14 protein-coding genes are annotated in these 16,149 nt (G+C 43.0%); 1 reads left to right on the forward strand and 13 read right to left on the reverse strand.

Features of this window, described 5'->3' with window-relative positions; genetic code table 11:
- Window positions 1-56: 56 nt before the first annotated feature.
- The 11 genes from MHB83_RS17680 to zapA all read right to left on the reverse strand — a co-directional run bounded on the left by MHB83_RS17680 (window position 57) and on the right by zapA (window position 11,315).
- A complete protein-coding gene (locus MHB83_RS17680) occupies window positions 57-1,034 on the reverse strand; it encodes an electron transfer flavoprotein subunit alpha/FixB family protein (protein WP_003216494.1) in 978 nt (325 codons plus the stop codon).
- Window positions 1,035-1,078: 44 nt separating this feature from the next.
- Entirely contained in the window at window positions 1,079-1,852 is a 774-nt protein-coding gene (locus tag MHB83_RS17685; RefSeq protein WP_012010823.1) for an electron transfer flavoprotein subunit beta/FixA family protein, read from the reverse strand.
- Between the two features lie 31 nt (window positions 1,853-1,883).
- On the reverse strand, window positions 1,884-2,663 hold the full coding sequence (locus tag MHB83_RS17690; protein ID WP_003216795.1) for an enoyl-CoA hydratase: 780 nt from the start codon (window positions 2,661-2,663) through the stop codon (window positions 1,884-1,886).
- 26 nt (window positions 2,664-2,689) lie between these two features.
- A complete protein-coding gene (locus MHB83_RS17695) occupies window positions 2,690-3,274 on the reverse strand; it encodes a TetR/AcrR family transcriptional regulator (RefSeq protein WP_003216590.1) in 585 nt (194 codons plus the stop codon).
- 166 nt (window positions 3,275-3,440) lie between these two features.
- The gene (locus MHB83_RS17700) at window positions 3,441-5,162 is read right to left on the reverse strand and encodes an AMP-binding protein (protein WP_050943612.1); all 1,722 of its coding nucleotides are present in this window, start codon (window positions 5,160-5,162) and stop codon (window positions 3,441-3,443) included.
- 101 nt (window positions 5,163-5,263) lie between these two features.
- Window positions 5,264-5,719: an immunity 63 family protein gene (locus MHB83_RS17705; protein WP_251190232.1), complete on the reverse strand. Its 456-nt coding sequence runs from the start codon at window positions 5,717-5,719 to the stop codon at window positions 5,264-5,266.
- A gap of 163 nt (window positions 5,720-5,882) precedes the next feature.
- On the reverse strand, window positions 5,883-6,287 hold the full coding sequence (locus MHB83_RS17710; protein WP_008345990.1) for a DUF350 domain-containing protein: 405 nt from the start codon (window positions 6,285-6,287) through the stop codon (window positions 5,883-5,885).
- A 14-nt stretch (window positions 6,288-6,301) separates the two neighbouring features.
- Window positions 6,302-8,659, reverse strand: a complete 2,358-nt coding sequence (locus MHB83_RS17715; RefSeq protein WP_335343184.1) for an endonuclease MutS2 — start codon at window positions 8,657-8,659, stop codon at window positions 6,302-6,304.
- A gap of 21 nt (window positions 8,660-8,680) precedes the next feature.
- Window positions 8,681-10,393, reverse strand: a complete 1,713-nt coding sequence (gene polX, locus MHB83_RS17720; protein WP_335343176.1) for a DNA polymerase/3'-5' exonuclease PolX — start codon at window positions 10,391-10,393, stop codon at window positions 8,681-8,683.
- A 114-nt stretch (window positions 10,394-10,507) separates the two neighbouring features.
- A complete protein-coding gene (locus MHB83_RS17725) occupies window positions 10,508-11,041 on the reverse strand; it encodes a CvpA family protein (protein ID WP_003216761.1) in 534 nt (177 codons plus the stop codon).
- A gap of 7 nt (window positions 11,042-11,048) precedes the next feature.
- Window positions 11,049-11,315: a cell division protein ZapA gene (zapA, locus tag MHB83_RS17730; RefSeq protein WP_044139945.1), complete on the reverse strand. Its 267-nt coding sequence runs from the start codon at window positions 11,313-11,315 to the stop codon at window positions 11,049-11,051.
- 134 nt (window positions 11,316-11,449) lie between these two features.
- Between zapA and rnhC the strand changes: the two genes are divergently transcribed.
- Window positions 11,450-12,373: a ribonuclease HIII gene (rnhC, locus tag MHB83_RS17735; RefSeq protein WP_335343175.1), complete on the forward strand. Its 924-nt coding sequence runs from the start codon at window positions 11,450-11,452 to the stop codon at window positions 12,371-12,373.
- 38 nt (window positions 12,374-12,411) lie between these two features.
- Here the strand turns inward: rnhC and pheT are convergent, their stop codons facing one another.
- Together pheT and pheS are read right to left on the reverse strand one after the other, a co-directional pair.
- On the reverse strand, window positions 12,412-14,826 hold the full coding sequence (gene pheT / locus MHB83_RS17740) for a phenylalanine--tRNA ligase subunit beta (protein WP_342496520.1): 2,415 nt from the start codon (window positions 14,824-14,826) through the stop codon (window positions 12,412-12,414).
- Between the two features lie 15 nt (window positions 14,827-14,841).
- Complete coding sequence (pheS, locus tag MHB83_RS17745) at window positions 14,842-15,876, reverse strand: phenylalanine--tRNA ligase subunit alpha (protein WP_050943608.1); 1,035 nt, start codon at window positions 15,874-15,876, stop codon at window positions 14,842-14,844.
- Window positions 15,877-16,149 lie beyond the last annotated feature (273 nt).

Raw genomic sequence — 16,149 nt, forward strand, 5'->3', positions numbered from 1 at the left:
GTATTGATTACATACAAAAAAACCCAGAATACCTAGGCATTCTGAGTGTATGAGCGTTACGAGTGGATATTCATCTTTTTTAACTCTTCATTCAAAAGCGGTACCACTTCAAACAAGTCACCGACGATTCCGTAATCGGCAATTTTGAAGATCTCAGCTTCTGGATCTTTGTTAATCGCCACAATGACTTTACTGTTAGACATCCCGGCTAAATGCTGAATCGCTCCTGATATCCCGCACGCAATATAGAGATCAGGTGTGACGACCTTGCCTGTTTGCCCAATTTGCAGGGCATAATCACAGTAGTCTGCGTCACAGGCACCACGCGAGGCACCGACTGCTGCGCCCAGCGTCTCAGCGAGTTCATTCAGCGGTTCAAACCCTTCCTTACTCTTGACCCCGCGTCCCCCGGCGACGATAACTTTTGCTTCAGATAAATCTACACCTTCTGACGTTTTTTTAATGACTTCCTTCACGATCGTTCGCAGGTTCTGAATATCGACAGAAACCGGTGTAATGTCACCGCTGCGTGAGGCATCCCGCTCAAGAGGTGCCACGTTGTTCGGGCGTATGGTGGCCAAAAGCAGACGATCTGTTGAAATCACTTTTTCGAAGGCTTTTCCAGAGTAAATCGGTCTTGTGAAAACAAGATGTTCTCCGGTAACGCTTACATCAATCGCATCTGAAATTAAACCAGTCTGCAAGCGTGCAGCTATTTTCGGCGACAAGTCTTTTCCGATAGACGTATGGCCAAAGAGGACGGCATCTGGGTCAACCTGATCTAATATGGCTTGAAGTGCCTGCGCAAAACCATCTGACGTATAGTATGAAAGGTGCGGATGCTCCACAATCATGACATGATCCGCTCCATAGTATAGCAGTTCATTCGCTTGGTCTTTGACGTCATCCCCTATTAACACGCCAATGACTTCACCGCCATCTGCCACTTGATGAGCGGCAGCAATCGCTTCAAATGTCACATTTCTTAATTTACCGTCACGACTTTCTCCAAGTACAACAACTTTTTTACTCATCTTTCAAGTTCCCCCTTGTTCTCGTGATATCGTAAAGTGGATGTTTAGATGACCTTTGCTTCATTTCTTAATAAATCCGTCAGTTCTTTAACTTGATCCTGAAGCTCACCGCTCAGCACCTTGCCACCCTCTTTTTTCTCCGGTAAGAAACGTTCAATTGTTTTGATTTTATATGGCACATCGTCTTCATCCAGATCTAAATCATCCAGTTCCAATTCTTCTAAAGGCTTTTTCTTTGCCTTCATAATGCCTGGTAATGATGGATAGCGAGGCTCGTTGAGACCTTGCTGCGCAGTGACGACAAGCGGGAGCTCAGCAGAAATGACTTCCACATCACCTTCTGCATCTCGTTCAATCGAAGCAGAGCCGCCGTCAATTTGAATACTTGTAATCGTTGTGACATATGAAAACCCAAGTAATTCAGCAAGACGCGGGGCAACCTGTCCAGAGCCACCGTCAATCGCCACATTCCCTGCTAAGATCAAGGAAGCCTCTTTGTCTTTTAAATAATGGTAAAGAATCGTAGAAGCTGAATATTGATCCCACTCTTCTAAGTCGTCTTCCACATTTAATAAAACGGCTTGATCGCAGCCCATAGCAAGCGCTGTTCTCAGCTGCTTTTCCGCATCCTCACTGCCAACTGTCACAACGGTCACTTCTCCCCCGTGCTCGTCGCGAAGCTGGATGGCTTCTTCTATGGCGTACTCGTCATAAGGATTAATAATGAACTCTGCTCCATCTTCTTGAATTGCACCAGACTGAATGGAAATCTTCTCTTCCGTGTCAAACGTACGCTTCATCAAAACAAATATATTCATCCATTTCTCCCCCTTGTTTCGTTTGAATCCTTTATTCCCCTTTAAAATTCGGTTTGCGCTTTTCGATAAAGGCTTGGATGCCTTCTTTGGCGTCATTCGATTGGAAAATCTCACCGAACTTTTTGGCTTCTAGCTTCATTCCGCCATCATATGAATACAATTTTGTCGCATTCAATAAATCCAGCACATACTCGAGTGATTTTGGGCTTTTCGTTGCAAATTTTGACGCAAGTGTTTTGGCTGCTTCGAGCGCCTCTTCTTCTGTTTCTGCCAGCTTTGAAACAAGTCCGCAGGCAAATGCTTCTTCACCTGTAATCGGTTCAGCTGTACCCATCATTTCCAGCGCTTTAGCAGAACCAACATAGCGCGGCAGGCGCTGCGTACCGCCGAATCCCGGAATGATGCCGAGGTTTAGTTCCGGCAGTCCAAGCTTCGCATCTTTTGTGGCAATTCGGATATCACAAGACATGGCAAGCTCAAGGCCCCCGCCTAATGCCGCTCCGTGAATTGAAGCAATGACCGGTTTTGGACATTGTTCAATCCGTTCAAAGACCTGCTGCCCTCTGTCTGCAAGGCTTGAATAGTCAGACTCTTCCTGTAACGTCGTAAATTCCTTAATATCAGCTCCTGCTGAGAAAAATCTTCCTTCCCCGTGGATCACAATGGCTCTTACTTCTTCATTTTGTTCGAGCTGGTCAAACATGTCATTAAGCTCGGTGAGCAGCTGAGAAGATAAGGCGTTTGCTGGTGGATGCTGAATCGTGATAAGTGCTGTCTGTCCTTCATGATGTAAGGTGAGTATCTTTTCCATGTCAATCATCCTTTTTCAAAATGTCTTTAAGATTGATGTATTCCGTTTAAGAGTAGATCACGTACGTTTTCTGCGAGTGCAGGAAGATCATATTTTTGATCATTCATGACCCATGTTGTAGCGGTTTCATCAATCGTCCCAAATACCATTTGTCTCGCTAAGCGGACATCTAGATTTTGTCTGAATTCTCCTGTTTTCTTTCCTTCTGCTAATATCGACTCGAGCATATTTAAATACCCTTTCAGCACCTCATTGATTTTTTGCCGCAGCTCAAGGTTTGACTGCCTGAGTTCAAGCTGTGTCACAAGAGCCAAATGATGATTTTGCGCAAGCATACGAAAATGCTCCTCAATAAGCAGTAGAAGCTTTTCTTTCGCCGACGGTTTCTTTTGAATATCTGTTTCCATTCGTTCGATGAATTGTCCCATTTTTTCTTTGAACAATGAGATCAAAATATCCTCTTTATTTTTGAAATAAAGATAAATGGTTCCGTCTGCTACCCCTGCTTGTTTCGCAATTTTTGAAACTTGTGATTGGTGATAGCCGTTCTCTGCAATCACCACAACTGCTGCATCAATAATTTGCATGTACTTCGGTCTTTTCTGCTTCAATGTGCTTCGTCCCTTTCTGGATTGAATGAGTATTCATTCATAACTTTATGTTAAAAAGAAACGGGCGATTTGTCAAGTGATCTTCTCTTTCTTTTCCACCTTTAGCATACCAGAGGAGGCGGTCAACATTCAAATCATCCGGCCGGTGGACCGGATGATGAAGCCGTTATGTTTTCGGTTGATCGGCAGGCGTTTCAGATGAAGAAGCGTGCTTTCTTTTTTCTTCTTCAATTAATACTCTGCGCAAAATCTTCCCGACGGCTGTTTTAGGCAGTGACTCTTTAAATTCATACACGCGCGGTACTTTAAATGAGGCAATTCTCGTCCTGACAAAGCGATCAAGTTCGTCCTCTGTTAAGTAGGCATCCTTTTTCGGTACAATAAATGCTTTCACTGTTTCTCCTCTGTACGGATCTGGAATACCTGCGACGACGACTTCTTGTACAAGCTCATGCTCATAAAGGGCTTCTTCGACTTCTCTTGGGTAAATATTATAGCCGCTCGCAATGATGACATCTTTTTTCCGGTCGACGATATAGAAAAAACCGTCCTCATCCATATACCCTATATCTCCGGTGAAAAACCAGCCATCTCGTAATACAGCCTCTGTCTCCTCTGGCTGATTCCAGTATCCTTTCATGATCTGAGGCCCTTTAACAATGATTTCTCCATGCTCATATGGTTCTTTGAGGCCTCCGGTTTCCTCGCAATAAATACCGGCATCTGTATTAGGCCACGGACAGCCAATGCTGCCTGTTTTGTTCGCTCCCCATAAAAAGTTAGAATGAGTGACGGGTGAGGTTTCTGAAAGTCCGTACCCCTCCACTAAGCGTCCTCCTGTTAATTTTTCAAAGCTTTGTTTGACTTCAACAGGAAGTGCCGCTGAGCCGCTTAGACATGCAGTGATGGACGATAGATCATACTTTTCAATGTTCGGATGATGCAGCAAGGCGATATACATGGTTGGTGCACCTGGAAAGAGCGTCGGCTTCTGTTTTTCAATCGTTTTGAGGGTATCAGCTGCGTCAAATCGCGGAAGTAGAATCATTGAATGCCCTTCTTTGACAGCAAGATTTAAGACGGTCGTCATTCCGTAGACATGAAAAAACGGAATGATGCCGAGGATGCGTTCTTTCCCCCTGGTCGTTTTATACATCCAGGAAGCGCACATTTCAGTATTCGCTAAAATATTTTCATGTGTGAGCATGACGCCTTTTGGTAACCCGGTCGTTCCGCCAGTATATTGCAAAACAGCGATATCCTCTTTCGGATCAAAGGCAAGTGCGGGTATCTGCTGTTCACCTTCCGATTCTTTCATAATCTGCGCGAAGTGATGAATGGTGTCATTTTTCTCCACTTGTATGACCATTTTATTTTTTCTTCTTTGCACAATAGGAAACAGTATGTTTTTCGGGAATGGTAAATAATCTTGTAGTTTGGTGACGATTAAGTGCTCCATACTTGTCAGCGCTTTCATTTTATAAGCCTTTGGATACAACAAATCTAGCGTGATCAGCACTTTGGCGCCGCTGTCTTCTATTTGATATTCCAGTTCTTTCTCCGTATAAAGCGGGTTTGTTTGAACAACGATGCCGCCTGCTATTAAAACAGCATAATAAGAAATGACCGATTGAGGACAGTTCGGCAGCATGATCGCTACTCTGTCGCCTTTTTTCACGCCAATTTTCAGCAGATGACTGGCTAGTTTCAATACGTCTTCTTGCAGCTGTTCATAGGTGATGTTCTTTCCTAGAAAATGAATGGCTGTATGCTCAGGTGCAGCCTCTGCGGAGCTGAATAAGTAAGATTGTAATGTTTCATTTGGGATGGTGAGTTCGTGGGGAATTTGATTCGGGTAATGCAGAAGCCAACGTTTATCTGACTGCATAAAAACCCTCCTTCCTGAACTTTCGTACTATTATATTATAGCAAACTTTTCCTTAGGGCAGTTTGCTTTTTTCTAATAGGGCTTGGTTCAATTGCACATGTTTACTTTTTCGCCGGTGTTTCGATAGAGGCTCTTTTTCCTTCATGATGCCACTGTTCATATAATCCACCGATTGCACGAAATGAGTCGTTGACTCTTTCTACGATCTGTTGATGGATACTAGGGTCATTCGGTAAATGCGTCTGGATGTTGTCGACTTGATACTTCCTCATCATGTCGATGTAAACCGTGAGAAAAATCGTGTCTTCTAAAATCCAGTAAATGACTTCATCCGCCACTTTTGTTCTTTTATGCAGCATTTGAATGCCTCGTTCATATTGAATGAGGATATAACCAATCGAATCGATTTGAATATAGGGACTCAAATCATCAAAAAATCCTGACGTTTGAAACGGACGTGCAATATACGGTTTGTATATGTCTCTTGGAAGGGATGTCATTTGAAGACAAGTATCAATGCGCTTGATCAGTTCGTCTTTTTGCAGAATGTGCTTCATGTCATTCGCCGCCTTTGATGAGATAAAAGCTGCCAAGGGATTCCCTGACAGCTTTCTAACGCCTGTTTTTTTCATTTCACAGGAACAGATAAACGGCACCAATGACCGCAAAAGTGCAGGCAACTACGATTAATACTTTTGCTAGCTTTTCCATGTCGTCTCCTTAAATGCCGGCTGCTACTACGTAAGACAGCCCAACTGAAATGATGAGTGAAATAAACCCGACCGCTCTATTATCATTTTCAATCTCTTTGTCTACTTTAAAACGTGGTGTTAAAAATTCAAAAATGAAATAGCTGACAAGCAGCATCACAAAGCCGTATACGCCCCATCCAATCATTTGAAGAAGGGAATTGTGCTGAGCGATTGAATGCTGAAACACATTCGCAATCCCAAAGATTTTCCCGCCTGTTGCCATGGCAACGGCTAAGTTCCCCCGCTGAATCTCTTCCCAATTCTTATAGGAGGTGACGAGTTCAAAAATGGTTAGAAATAAGACGAGACACAGGACGGCCACGCTATAATAGGCGGCAATTTCCACAAGTTCATTTTCCCAAAAGGCTTTCATGCGTTTTCTCCTTTTTACTTTAATTCGACGATGGTGACGCCTGATCCTCCCTCACCTTGTTCGCCAAAACGAGCATTTTTCACACTTCGATGCTGTTTCAGTAATTCCTGAACCCCTTTTCTAAGGGCGCCAGTTCCTTTACCGTGAATAATAGACACGCGCGGATAACCAGCTAATACAGCATCATCTAAATATTTTTCGACTCTGCTTAAGGCATTTTCATAACGCTCGCCTCTTAAATCGAGTTCCAGCGAGACATGATAATCTTTCCCTTTGACTGCCGTGATGGCTTTTTCTTGCTTAAATTCAGGTGCTGATTTGATAAATTCCATGTCTTTTTCTTTTACCTTCATTTTCAGAATGCCCATTTGGACACTCCATTCTTTGTCGCCTGTTTGTTCAAGCAGCGTTCCTTTTTGCCCGAAGGTAAGCACTTTGACTTCGTCGCCTGACTTCAGCTGTCTTACTGCTTTTTTCGCTGGCTCTGGCTTCTTTTTCCTGTCAAACTCAGGAACAGCTTCTTCAAGACGCTTTCGCGCATCGATGAGTTCATGCTCTTTGAATGAGCGGTGCTCACTTTTTATTGAACGGAGCTCTTGAATGATATCTTCTGCTTCTTTTGATGCTTGTTCAATTTTCTCTTTCGCTTTCTGTTCAGCTTCTTCAAGCAGTTTGTCCTTTTGCTCATTCCATTCAAGAATTTGTCTTTGCAATTCTTTATGAAGCTTTTCTGCTTCTTTTCTATAGACTTCTGTCTCATGCAGTTCTTCTTCTGCTTGTTTCTTGCTATCTTCTAATGAAGCAATCATTTGGTCTACTTCATTATGCTCTGCATGCATATCTGCTTTTGCCCGGTCTATAAGGTGATCTGGCAAACCAAGACGCTTTGAAATTTCAAATGCGTTACTTCGTCCAGGCACACCGATGAGCAGGCGGTACGTTGGAGATAAGGTTTCAATATCAAACTCCACGCTTGCATTTGTGACGCCTTCCCGGTTATACCCATATGCCTTCAGCTCGGGGTAATGAGTCGTTGCGATGACACGTGCATTCGTTTGATGCACTTCATCTAATATGCTCATCGCAAGTGCCGCACCTTCAGCTGGGTCTGTTCCTGCCCCTAATTCATCAAATAAGACGAGAGAATTTGAAGTCAAATGCTTTAAGATATCGACAATATTGACCATATGAGATGAGAACGTACTCAAGCTTTGTTCAATGGATTGTTCGTCTCCAATATCAGCAAAGACTTGGTCGAACACAGCCACTTCAGAGCCTTCTTCAACTGGAATATGGAGGCCCGCCTGTGTCATCAGCGTCAGAAGACCTAGCGTTTTTAAAGTAACGGTCTTTCCCCCTGTATTTGGTCCAGTGATCACGATCGTTGAAAAATCTTTACCGAGCTCAATATCATTTGCGACAACTTGATCCCGGGGCAATAGAGGATGTCTTGCTCGTTTTAAATAGATTTCTCCTTGATCATTCACAGCAGGTTTTGTGGCTTTTTCTGTCTTTGCATATTTAGCTTTAGCAAAAATAAAATCTAGCGTCTGCAGTTCCTTTACATTGTGAAGCAGTTCCCCAATGTGCTCTGACACGCTCTCTGTCAGCGTTTGCAGGATCTTTTCAACCTCTTGCTTCTCTTTTAAACGGGTTTGCTGCAAGGTGTTATTTACATCCACGACCACTTGCGGCTCAATAAAAAGGGTCGCCCCTGATGAAGACTGGTCATGAACAATTCCGCCGTAATTCGAGCGGTACTCTTGTTTCACAGGAATAACAAACCGGTCATTACGAATGGTGACAATTGTGTCTGACAGCATTTTCGAAGCCGATTGTGAACGAATCATCGCTTCTAATTTATCACGAACCTTTGATTCTAGTGAGCGTAATTGAATGCGTAATGAACGAAGGGCAGGAGTTGCATGATCAAGCACTTCTCCATTATCACCAATACAGCTTTCGATTTCTTTTCTGATTTCAGGCAGTAATATCAGTGTCTCAGCATATGTATGAAGGCGCGGTATATCTACTCCATCTTCATACATGGACGTGAGAAAGTGCTTCATATTTTTCACCGCATATAATAGCCCTGCGATTTCCATCAGCTCAGAAGGGCTTAATGTACTGCCGATTTCTGCCCGTTTCACTGCGCGTCTAATATCTGTTAACCCGCCAAATGGCGCTGATCCCTTTAAGCGGATCACATCTTGCGCTTCTGCTACCTCTTCCAGCAAATGCTGAATGGTTTCTATATCCGTCAGAGGTGTTAAATCCTGCGCTCTTTCTTTTCCTAATGTGGATGCGGTATAGGACATCACTTTTTCTTTTACTTTATGAAATTCTAATGATGCTAACACTTTTTGTTGCAGCATGGTCCAGCCTCCTAACGACTACCTGTCACGCGTTAAAAACTTTTTGATCTCGTTTAGAGTAAAAGTATTCACGACATTTGCTTTTGGTGTCCAGCCCTTTCTTGCAGCTGTTACACCGACTTCCATATGTTCCAGCATGGCGATGTTGTGCGCATCTGTATTGATCATGATGTGCACACCCGCTTCATTTGCTTTGATTAAATGCTCTGTTTTTAAATCAAGTCTTGACGGATTGCTGTTGAGCTCAAGTGCAGTGCCCGTTTTCTTCGCAAGCTCTATGAGTTGATCTATATTTAAGGCATAGCCATCCCGTCTGCCGATCAAACGGCCTGTTGGATGTGCAATTAAATCGACATGCTGATTACGCAAGGCATTTTCAAGGCGTTCCATAATGACTTCTTCCGGCTGAGAGAAGCTAGAATGAATAGACGCAATGACAAAATCCATGTCTTTTAAAAAGTCATCATCATAATCTAACGATCCATCCGGCAGGATATCCATTTCGACCCCTTTGAAAATGTGAAAATGCTCGAATTCCTGATTAAGCTTGTCAATTTCTTTTGCTTGCAGACGCAAACGTTCTTTTGTTAACCCGTTGGCTACTTTTAAATATTGCGAGTGATCTGTAATCGCCATGTATTCATAGCCTTTTGCGATACATGCTTCCACCATTTCACGAATAGAGAAGGCTCCGTCACTCCATGTCGAGTGCATATGTAGGTCGCCTTTGATATCTTTCAGTTCTACAAACTGCATACTTTCTTTATACGTATCAATCTCCGCTCCGGTTTCACGAATTTCTGGCGGAATGAGCGGAAGTTGAAAATGTGCATAAAAAGCGCTCTCGTCTTCAAACGTTTTTACTTCTCCAGTTTCAATTGTTTCCACACCATATTCGCTAATGCGCTCTCCGCGTTCCTTCGCAAGCTGACGCATTCGAATATTGTGATCTTTTGAGCCAGTGAAATGGTGCAGTGTAGTTGCGAATTGGTCTACTGTCACAAGCCGGAAGTCGACACTGATCTCAAAATCAAGGGCAAGCACAACAGATACCTTCGTATCACCGCTTGCGATGACATCTTTCACATCATCAAGTGCAACGAGCTGCTCTCTGACTTGCTCAGGATTGTCTGTTGCAATGATATAATCTAAATCTTTGACGGTTTCGCGTGCACGTCTTAAACTGCCAGCTCTTGAAAAACGGATGATACCTTTCATCTCTTCAAGCGCATAATCAATCCGCTCTGCCACATCTAATGCAAAGCCAATTGGCAGTCGTTCCGGCTGCTTTCCTGCTTCCTCAAGAGCTGCGAGAATCTTTTCTTCTGTTTTTTTGCCGAAGCCAGCAAGCGCTTGTACCTTTTCCGCTTCGCATGCTTCTTTTAGAGACTGTGCATCATGGACGCCAAGCTCTTGGTAAAGCTTAGCGATCTTTTTGCCGCCGAGTCCTGGCAATTTCAAAAGCGGGACAAGTCCTTCAGGCACTTCCTTTTTTAATTGTTCGAGTGTTTCTGATTGTCCTTTTTCGATATACTCAGTGATCACAGCAAAGGTTCCTTTTCCAATGCCCGGTAATGCTAGTAGATCATCTATTTGAGAAAGGCTGCGGTCATCTTGTTCCAGTGCCGCTGCTGCTTTACGAAAGGCAGAAATCTTAAAAGGATTATCTCCTTTTAGCTCCATATATACTGCAATTGTTTCAAGAAGTTTGATAATATCTTTTTTATTCATCTCTCATCCTCCAGCCGCTTTGGCATCTTCCTTTATAAATATACAAACTTTTCCTTCATCCTACAACTTTCTGTCATGGAATGAGAAAAAACTTCTCCAAGAAAGGAGAAGTTTTTAAACTCCATACGTCGTCCATAAGTCTTTAACAAGACCGGACAGATAAGGGGTGTTGCTTACGATCGCATCTGCTAATATGGATTTGCTCAACATTGTTTGCAGTGCATCGACTGGAAGTAATGCAGCGACAAACAAGAGAATAAATACAAATAGATAGGTTTCAAGAAATCCTAAAACACCGCCAAGCAGTTTGTTGACCTGTTTAATCACAGGTATACTTGCAATGGTTGTGAGCAATCCACCAATGATGGCGAGCAGGATTTTGGTCAAGATAAACAGAATGATAAACGCAATGGTATTATAATAAGCTGTTTCTAGATTCCCACTAAAGAAAGCGAGCTGCGCTTGACCGCCGCTAAAATTAGGTGCTGGAATCCACGTAAGCTGTGGTGCAAGTGACTGATAAAACATGGAAGCCACTAAGATAGAAACAACAAAGCTGATCAATTTAATAAATTGAAGAATAAACCCGCGTTTTAGACCGACAAGCGTTCCCATAAGAAGCAAAAACAAAATGATGATATCGATCACGGTAATTTCATTCCTTTTCTTTAAGCTGAATCTCTAGTTTTTCGTATTGCTCTTTTAATTTCATGTAGTCGTGGACGACATTGACTGCTGTCAGTACAGCTAGTTTGTTTATATCAAGGTATGGGTTTTTTTCATTTATTTCTCTCATTTTATCATCAACAATTGAAGCAACGTGTCGCATATGCATCTTCGTTTCTTGACCGATGATCGTAAAGGACTGTCCGTAAATCTCAACTGTTGTTTTTGTTGTTTTCGTTTTACCGCCGTCAGACAACGTTTCTCCTCCATTCCACGAGAATCCTAGTCTCTATCATAACATGTTTAGACATTGAATGGAAAGACGAGCCCTTCCCTGTTATGGTACACTTTAGAAATCAATGATATCAAGGTAAAAAGGAGTTATCCACTGTGCCCCAATCCGTCTTAAAAGCAACATCAGAAGACCTTAAAAAAATGAAGAGCGCGTATGCGCACCACTTAACTGATACGTTACCACCAGGCGCCCTTTTTCAAGCAAAGGTTCCTGGCTGTACGATTACAGCCTATCGATCTGGAAAAGTGCTGTTTCAAGGACAAAAAGCAGAAGTTGAAGCCAGTCAATTCAGCCATTTAAAAGCAGCTGAAACGAAGAACACAAAAGCACCGACTGTCACAAAATATAGTCCGCCGTCAGGGATTGCTTCTATGTCCGTCATCGGTTCAGATGAAGTAGGAACAGGTGATTATTTTGGACCGATGACGGTCTGTGCCGCTTATGTTGATGCTAGCCAGCTTGCTCTCATGAAAGAGCTTGGCGTAAAAGACTCAAAAGGTCTAAAAGACCCGCAAATTATCAACATTGCCAAAGATCTCATCAAAACCATTCCATTCAGCCTTCTCGTGCTCCGAAATGAAAAATACAATGCGATGCAGGAAAAGGGCATGAGCCAAGGAAAAATGAAGGCGCTCCTTCACAACCAAGTCATCACCTCTGTGCTGGAGAAATTAGATGGGAAACAGCCTGAAGCTATTTTAATTGACCAATTTGCAGAACCGGGTATTTATTTCAAGCATCTTGCTGGAAAAAAAATTATTCGGGAACGGACGTACTTTAGCACAAAAGCAGAAGGCATTCATTTGTCAGTTGCTGCCGCATCCATTATTGCAAGGTACTCTTTTTTAATTGAAATGGATAAGTTATCTAAAGCAGCAGGGTTTGACATTCCAAAAGGAGCCGGTCCTCATGTAGACAAGGCGGCTGCAAAGCTCATCAAGCTGCACGGCGAAGAGGCTTTACGTCAATTTACAAAGCTGCATTTTGCCAACACACAAAAAGCGAAAAAATGGTTATAAAAAAGAGCTAGGCCCATATGGCCTTAGCTCTTTTTTCTTTAACCGCGCAAGACGGCTTGATACGTATTTTCTAATGCTTTCAATACGTTTGTATGAACAGCGGTGACTTCTTCCTCTGTCAATGTTTGTTCCGGATTTAAATATTGGAGAGAGAATGCAACAGATTTTTTGCCTTCTTCCATGTGTTCACCTTCATACACGTCAAAGACGGATAGATCAGTCAGTAAATCCCCGCCTGCCTCATAGATGACCCGCTCCAGCTGTCCGCTGGAGATATGCTGATCTACAACAAGTGCAATATCTCTTGTCACAGCAGGGAATCTCGGAATCGCTGTATATTTCATATCCTTCGATTCAGACGTCATCACATCTGTTAAATCAAACTCGAAGACATATGTTTCTTTTAAATCTAATTCCTTTTCAATGACTGGATGAAGTGCAGCAACAAACCCAATGACTTTTCCATTTAAATGAACATCTGCTGTACGACCTGGGTGAAGACCCTCACGCTCTGCTTGAACATACGTGATTTGGTCTGATACACCAAGCTTTTCAAATAGACCTTCTGCAATTCCTTTTGCTACATAAAAATCGACGGCTTTTTTCTCGCCCTGCCAAAGATTTTTATGCCATAGGCCTGTCAGCGCACCAGCGACATGCTCTTTTTCCACCGGTTTTGCTCCTTCAGCTTCCGCTAAGAACACAGAACCCGTTTCATAAAAACCAAATGAATCAGCTTGTCTTGCCAGGTTATATGCAACAGAATCAAGTAAGTTTGGCAGAAGACTTTGTCTAAGCACACTTCGTTCTTCACTCATTGGCAGGGAAAGTCTCGTTTTATAAGCTGGATTCAATGCAAAAGCTGTAGACTTATGCTGATTTGTCAATGAATACGTGATCGCTTGAGAAAGACCTGCGCCTTCTAAGAAGCGTCTCACCTTTCTGCGCTTCACTTGATATGGCGTGAGACCGCCAACTGTACCAGCTGTCGCAGGCAGTGTAGACGGGATATTATCGTAGCCATATAATCTCGCAACTTCTTCAGTGAGGTCTTCTTCAATCGTGATATCCATTCTACGAGAAGGAACCGTTACAACAAGAACGTCATTTGATTCGCCTACTGTAAAGCCCAATTTGTTGAAAATTTGAATCATATCTTCTTTTGAAATGCTCATGCCAAGCACCTTGTTCACACGCTCAGTAGATACGTGGATGACATTCATACTTGTTTCAAGGTGGTTTTCCTCCACAGTCCCGCTTAGCACTTCACCACCTGCATAGAGACTGATCAGTTGCGCTGCTCTTTCGGCTGCTGATTTCGTACGTTGCGGATCAAGTCCTTTTTCAAATCGTGTACTTGATTCACTGCGAAGCCCCAAGTCTCTAGATGCTTGACGGACTGTTTGACCGTTGAAATATGCCGCTTCTAAAAGAATTGTTGTCGTTTCATCACGCACCTCTGATTCAAGACCGCCCATGACGCCTGCGACAGCGTGCGCTTTCGTCCCATTAGTGATCACAAGATGCTTTGATGAAAGTGTACGCTCTTGCTCATCAAGTGTTTGAATGCTTTCGCTATCAGTCGCTTTACGTACGACCACTTGCTTTGAACCAAAGCGGTCATAATCAAATGCATGAAGCGGCTGACCGTATTCAAGCAGTACAAAGTTCGTAATATCGACGACGTTGTTAATTGGGCGAATGCCTGCATTCATCAATCTTGTTTGAATCCAAAGCGGTGCTGGTCCAATCTTTACATGTTTAATGATCTTCGCAGCATAAAGTGGATTCGCTTCTTGATCCTCAATTTTCACTGAAATATAGTCTGCTGCTTTTTCTGAAGACGTGTCATGTGCTGTATCAGGAAGTTTGATATCCTTCCCTAAAATGGCTGCAACCTCATAGGCGACACCTAGCATATTCAGGGCATCCGCACGGTTTGGCGTTAAGCCAAGCTCAAGTACCGCATCGTCTAATTGAAGTGCCTGAAGGGCATCATCTCCGGGCTTGACGTCATTTGGGAAAACAAAAATACCTTCTGCATATTCCTTTGGTACGAGTTTGCTTTCTACACCTAATTCTTGCAGAGAACAAATCATGCCATGAGACTCTTCGCCGCGCAGCTTTGCTTTTTTAATTTTAAAATTCCCAGGAAGGACTGCGCCAACCGTTGCGACAGCCACATATTGTCCTTTATCCACATTCGGAGCTCCGCAAATAATTTGAACCGGTTCGTCTTCTCCGATATCTACGAGACATTTGTTTAATTTGTCGGCATTTGGGTGCTGTTCTCGCTCCACGACGTGTCCAACGACAACTCCTTTAATGCCTTCGCCTTTATATTCAACGGCTTCCACTTCAATTCCGCTTCTTGTGATTTTCTCTGCTAATTCATCCGGCTGAATGCCTTCTAAATCGACATAGTCTTCTAACCATTTATATGAAACAAACATGTTGATTTCCTCCTCTTAGTCCTGCTTGAATTGCTTTGTGAATCTAATATCATTTGTGTAGAAATGGCGAATATCATCAATGCCGTATTTGAGCATTGCAATCCGTTCAACACCCATTCCAAAAGCAAAGCCTTGGTAAGTTTCTGGATCAAATCCGCTCATTTTCAGGACATTTGGATGAACCATCCCAGCTCCTAAAATCTCAATCCAGCCTGTTCCTTTACATACAGAACAGCCTTTCCCGCCGCATTTAAAGCAAGACACATCCACTTCGACAGATGGTTCTGTGAATGGGAAAAAGCTTGGACGCAGTCTAATTTCACGATCTTCACCAAACATTTTTCTTGCGACTGTCTCAAGCGTACCTTTTAAATCACTCATGCTAATATTGTGATCGACAACAAGCCCTTCAATCTGCATAAATTGATGTGAATGAGTCGCGTCATCACTATCACGTCTATATACTTTTCCAGGGCAGATGATCTTCACAGGACCTTGTCCTTTATATTTTTCGAGTGTACGTGCTTGAACTGGTGACGTTTGTGTTCTAAGCAGTGTATCCTCGGTAATATAGAAGCTGTCCTGCATATCACGTGCCGGATGCTCCTTTGGAAGATTCAGCGCTTCAAAGTTATAATAATCCGTTTCTACCTCAGGACCTTCCTCAACGGTATAGCCCATACCAATAAATAAATCTTCAATATCTTCGACAACAATCGTTAATGGATGTCTTGCCCCCATTTTGATTGGGCTTGCTGGCAATGTAACATCGATCGTTTGTGACGCAAGTTTCTTCTTCACTTCTTCTTTTTCTAGCTGTTCATTTTTTTCAGCAATAGCACCAGCAATCTGCTCTCTCACTTCGTTTGCGAGTGCGCCCATTTTTGGTCTTTCTTCTGCGGAGAGCTTGCCCATTCCGCGAAGCACCTCTGTGATCGGCCCTTTTTTCCCTAAATATTGAACACGAATGTCATTGACTTCTTTGAGCGAGCTAGCTGCTTCAACCTTCGCTATCGCTTCTAATTCAAGCTGTTTTAACGTTTCTTGCATGAGTGTAATCCTCCTTTTGATATACAAAACCGCCTGGATAAACGGCTGTTTGATCGTTTGAAGACAATAAAAAAACCCGTCTCCTCTAGAAAAGAAGGGACGAGTTGTGGTCGCGGTACCACCCTTGTTAAGCACAAATACATGTGCGAATAAGCTTCATTGACATAACGGAATCAAACGAATCCGGTTCACCTTTACGCAAAGCTTGCGGTCCCGGTGACAACTCCAGAGGTGAATTCCTGTTTCAGCATTCCTTAAATGCACTTTCAGTCT

The organism is Bacillus sp. FSL K6-3149 (assembly GCF_038630515.1).
In the GTDB taxonomy this organism is placed as follows: Bacteria; Bacillota; Bacilli; order Bacillales; family Bacillaceae; genus Bacillus; species Bacillus pumilus.

Bases quoted from the DNA above. Each gene is read 5' to 3' on its own strand.
- MHB83_RS17680 (WP_003216494.1), bottom strand. From the start codon at position 1,034: ATGAGTAAAAAAGTTGTTGTACTTGGAGAAAGTCGTGACGGTAAATTA.
- MHB83_RS17685 (WP_012010823.1), bottom strand. From the start codon at position 1,852: ATGAATATATTTGTTTTGATGAAGCGTACGTTTGACACGGAAGAGAAG.
- MHB83_RS17690 (WP_003216795.1), bottom strand. From the start codon at position 2,663: ATGGAAAAGATACTCACCTTACATCATGAAGGACAGACAGCACTTATC.
- MHB83_RS17700 (WP_050943612.1), bottom strand. From the start codon at position 5,162: ATGCAGTCAGATAAACGTTGGCTTCTGCATTACCCGAATCAAATTCCC.
- MHB83_RS17705 (WP_251190232.1), bottom strand. From the start codon at position 5,719: ATGAAGCACATTCTGCAAAAAGACGAACTGATCAAGCGCATTGATACT.
- MHB83_RS17710 (WP_008345990.1), bottom strand. From the start codon at position 6,287: ATGAAAGCCTTTTGGGAAAATGAACTTGTGGAAATTGCCGCCTATTAT.
- polX (WP_335343176.1), bottom strand. From the start codon at position 10,393: ATGAATAAAAAAGATATTATCAAACTTCTTGAAACAATTGCAGTATAT.
- pheT (WP_342496520.1), bottom strand. From the start codon at position 14,826: ATGTTTGTTTCATATAAATGGTTAGAAGACTATGTCGATTTAGAAGGC.
- pheS (WP_050943608.1), bottom strand. From the start codon at position 15,876: ATGCAAGAAACGTTAAAACAGCTTGAATTAGAAGCGATAGCGAAGGTT.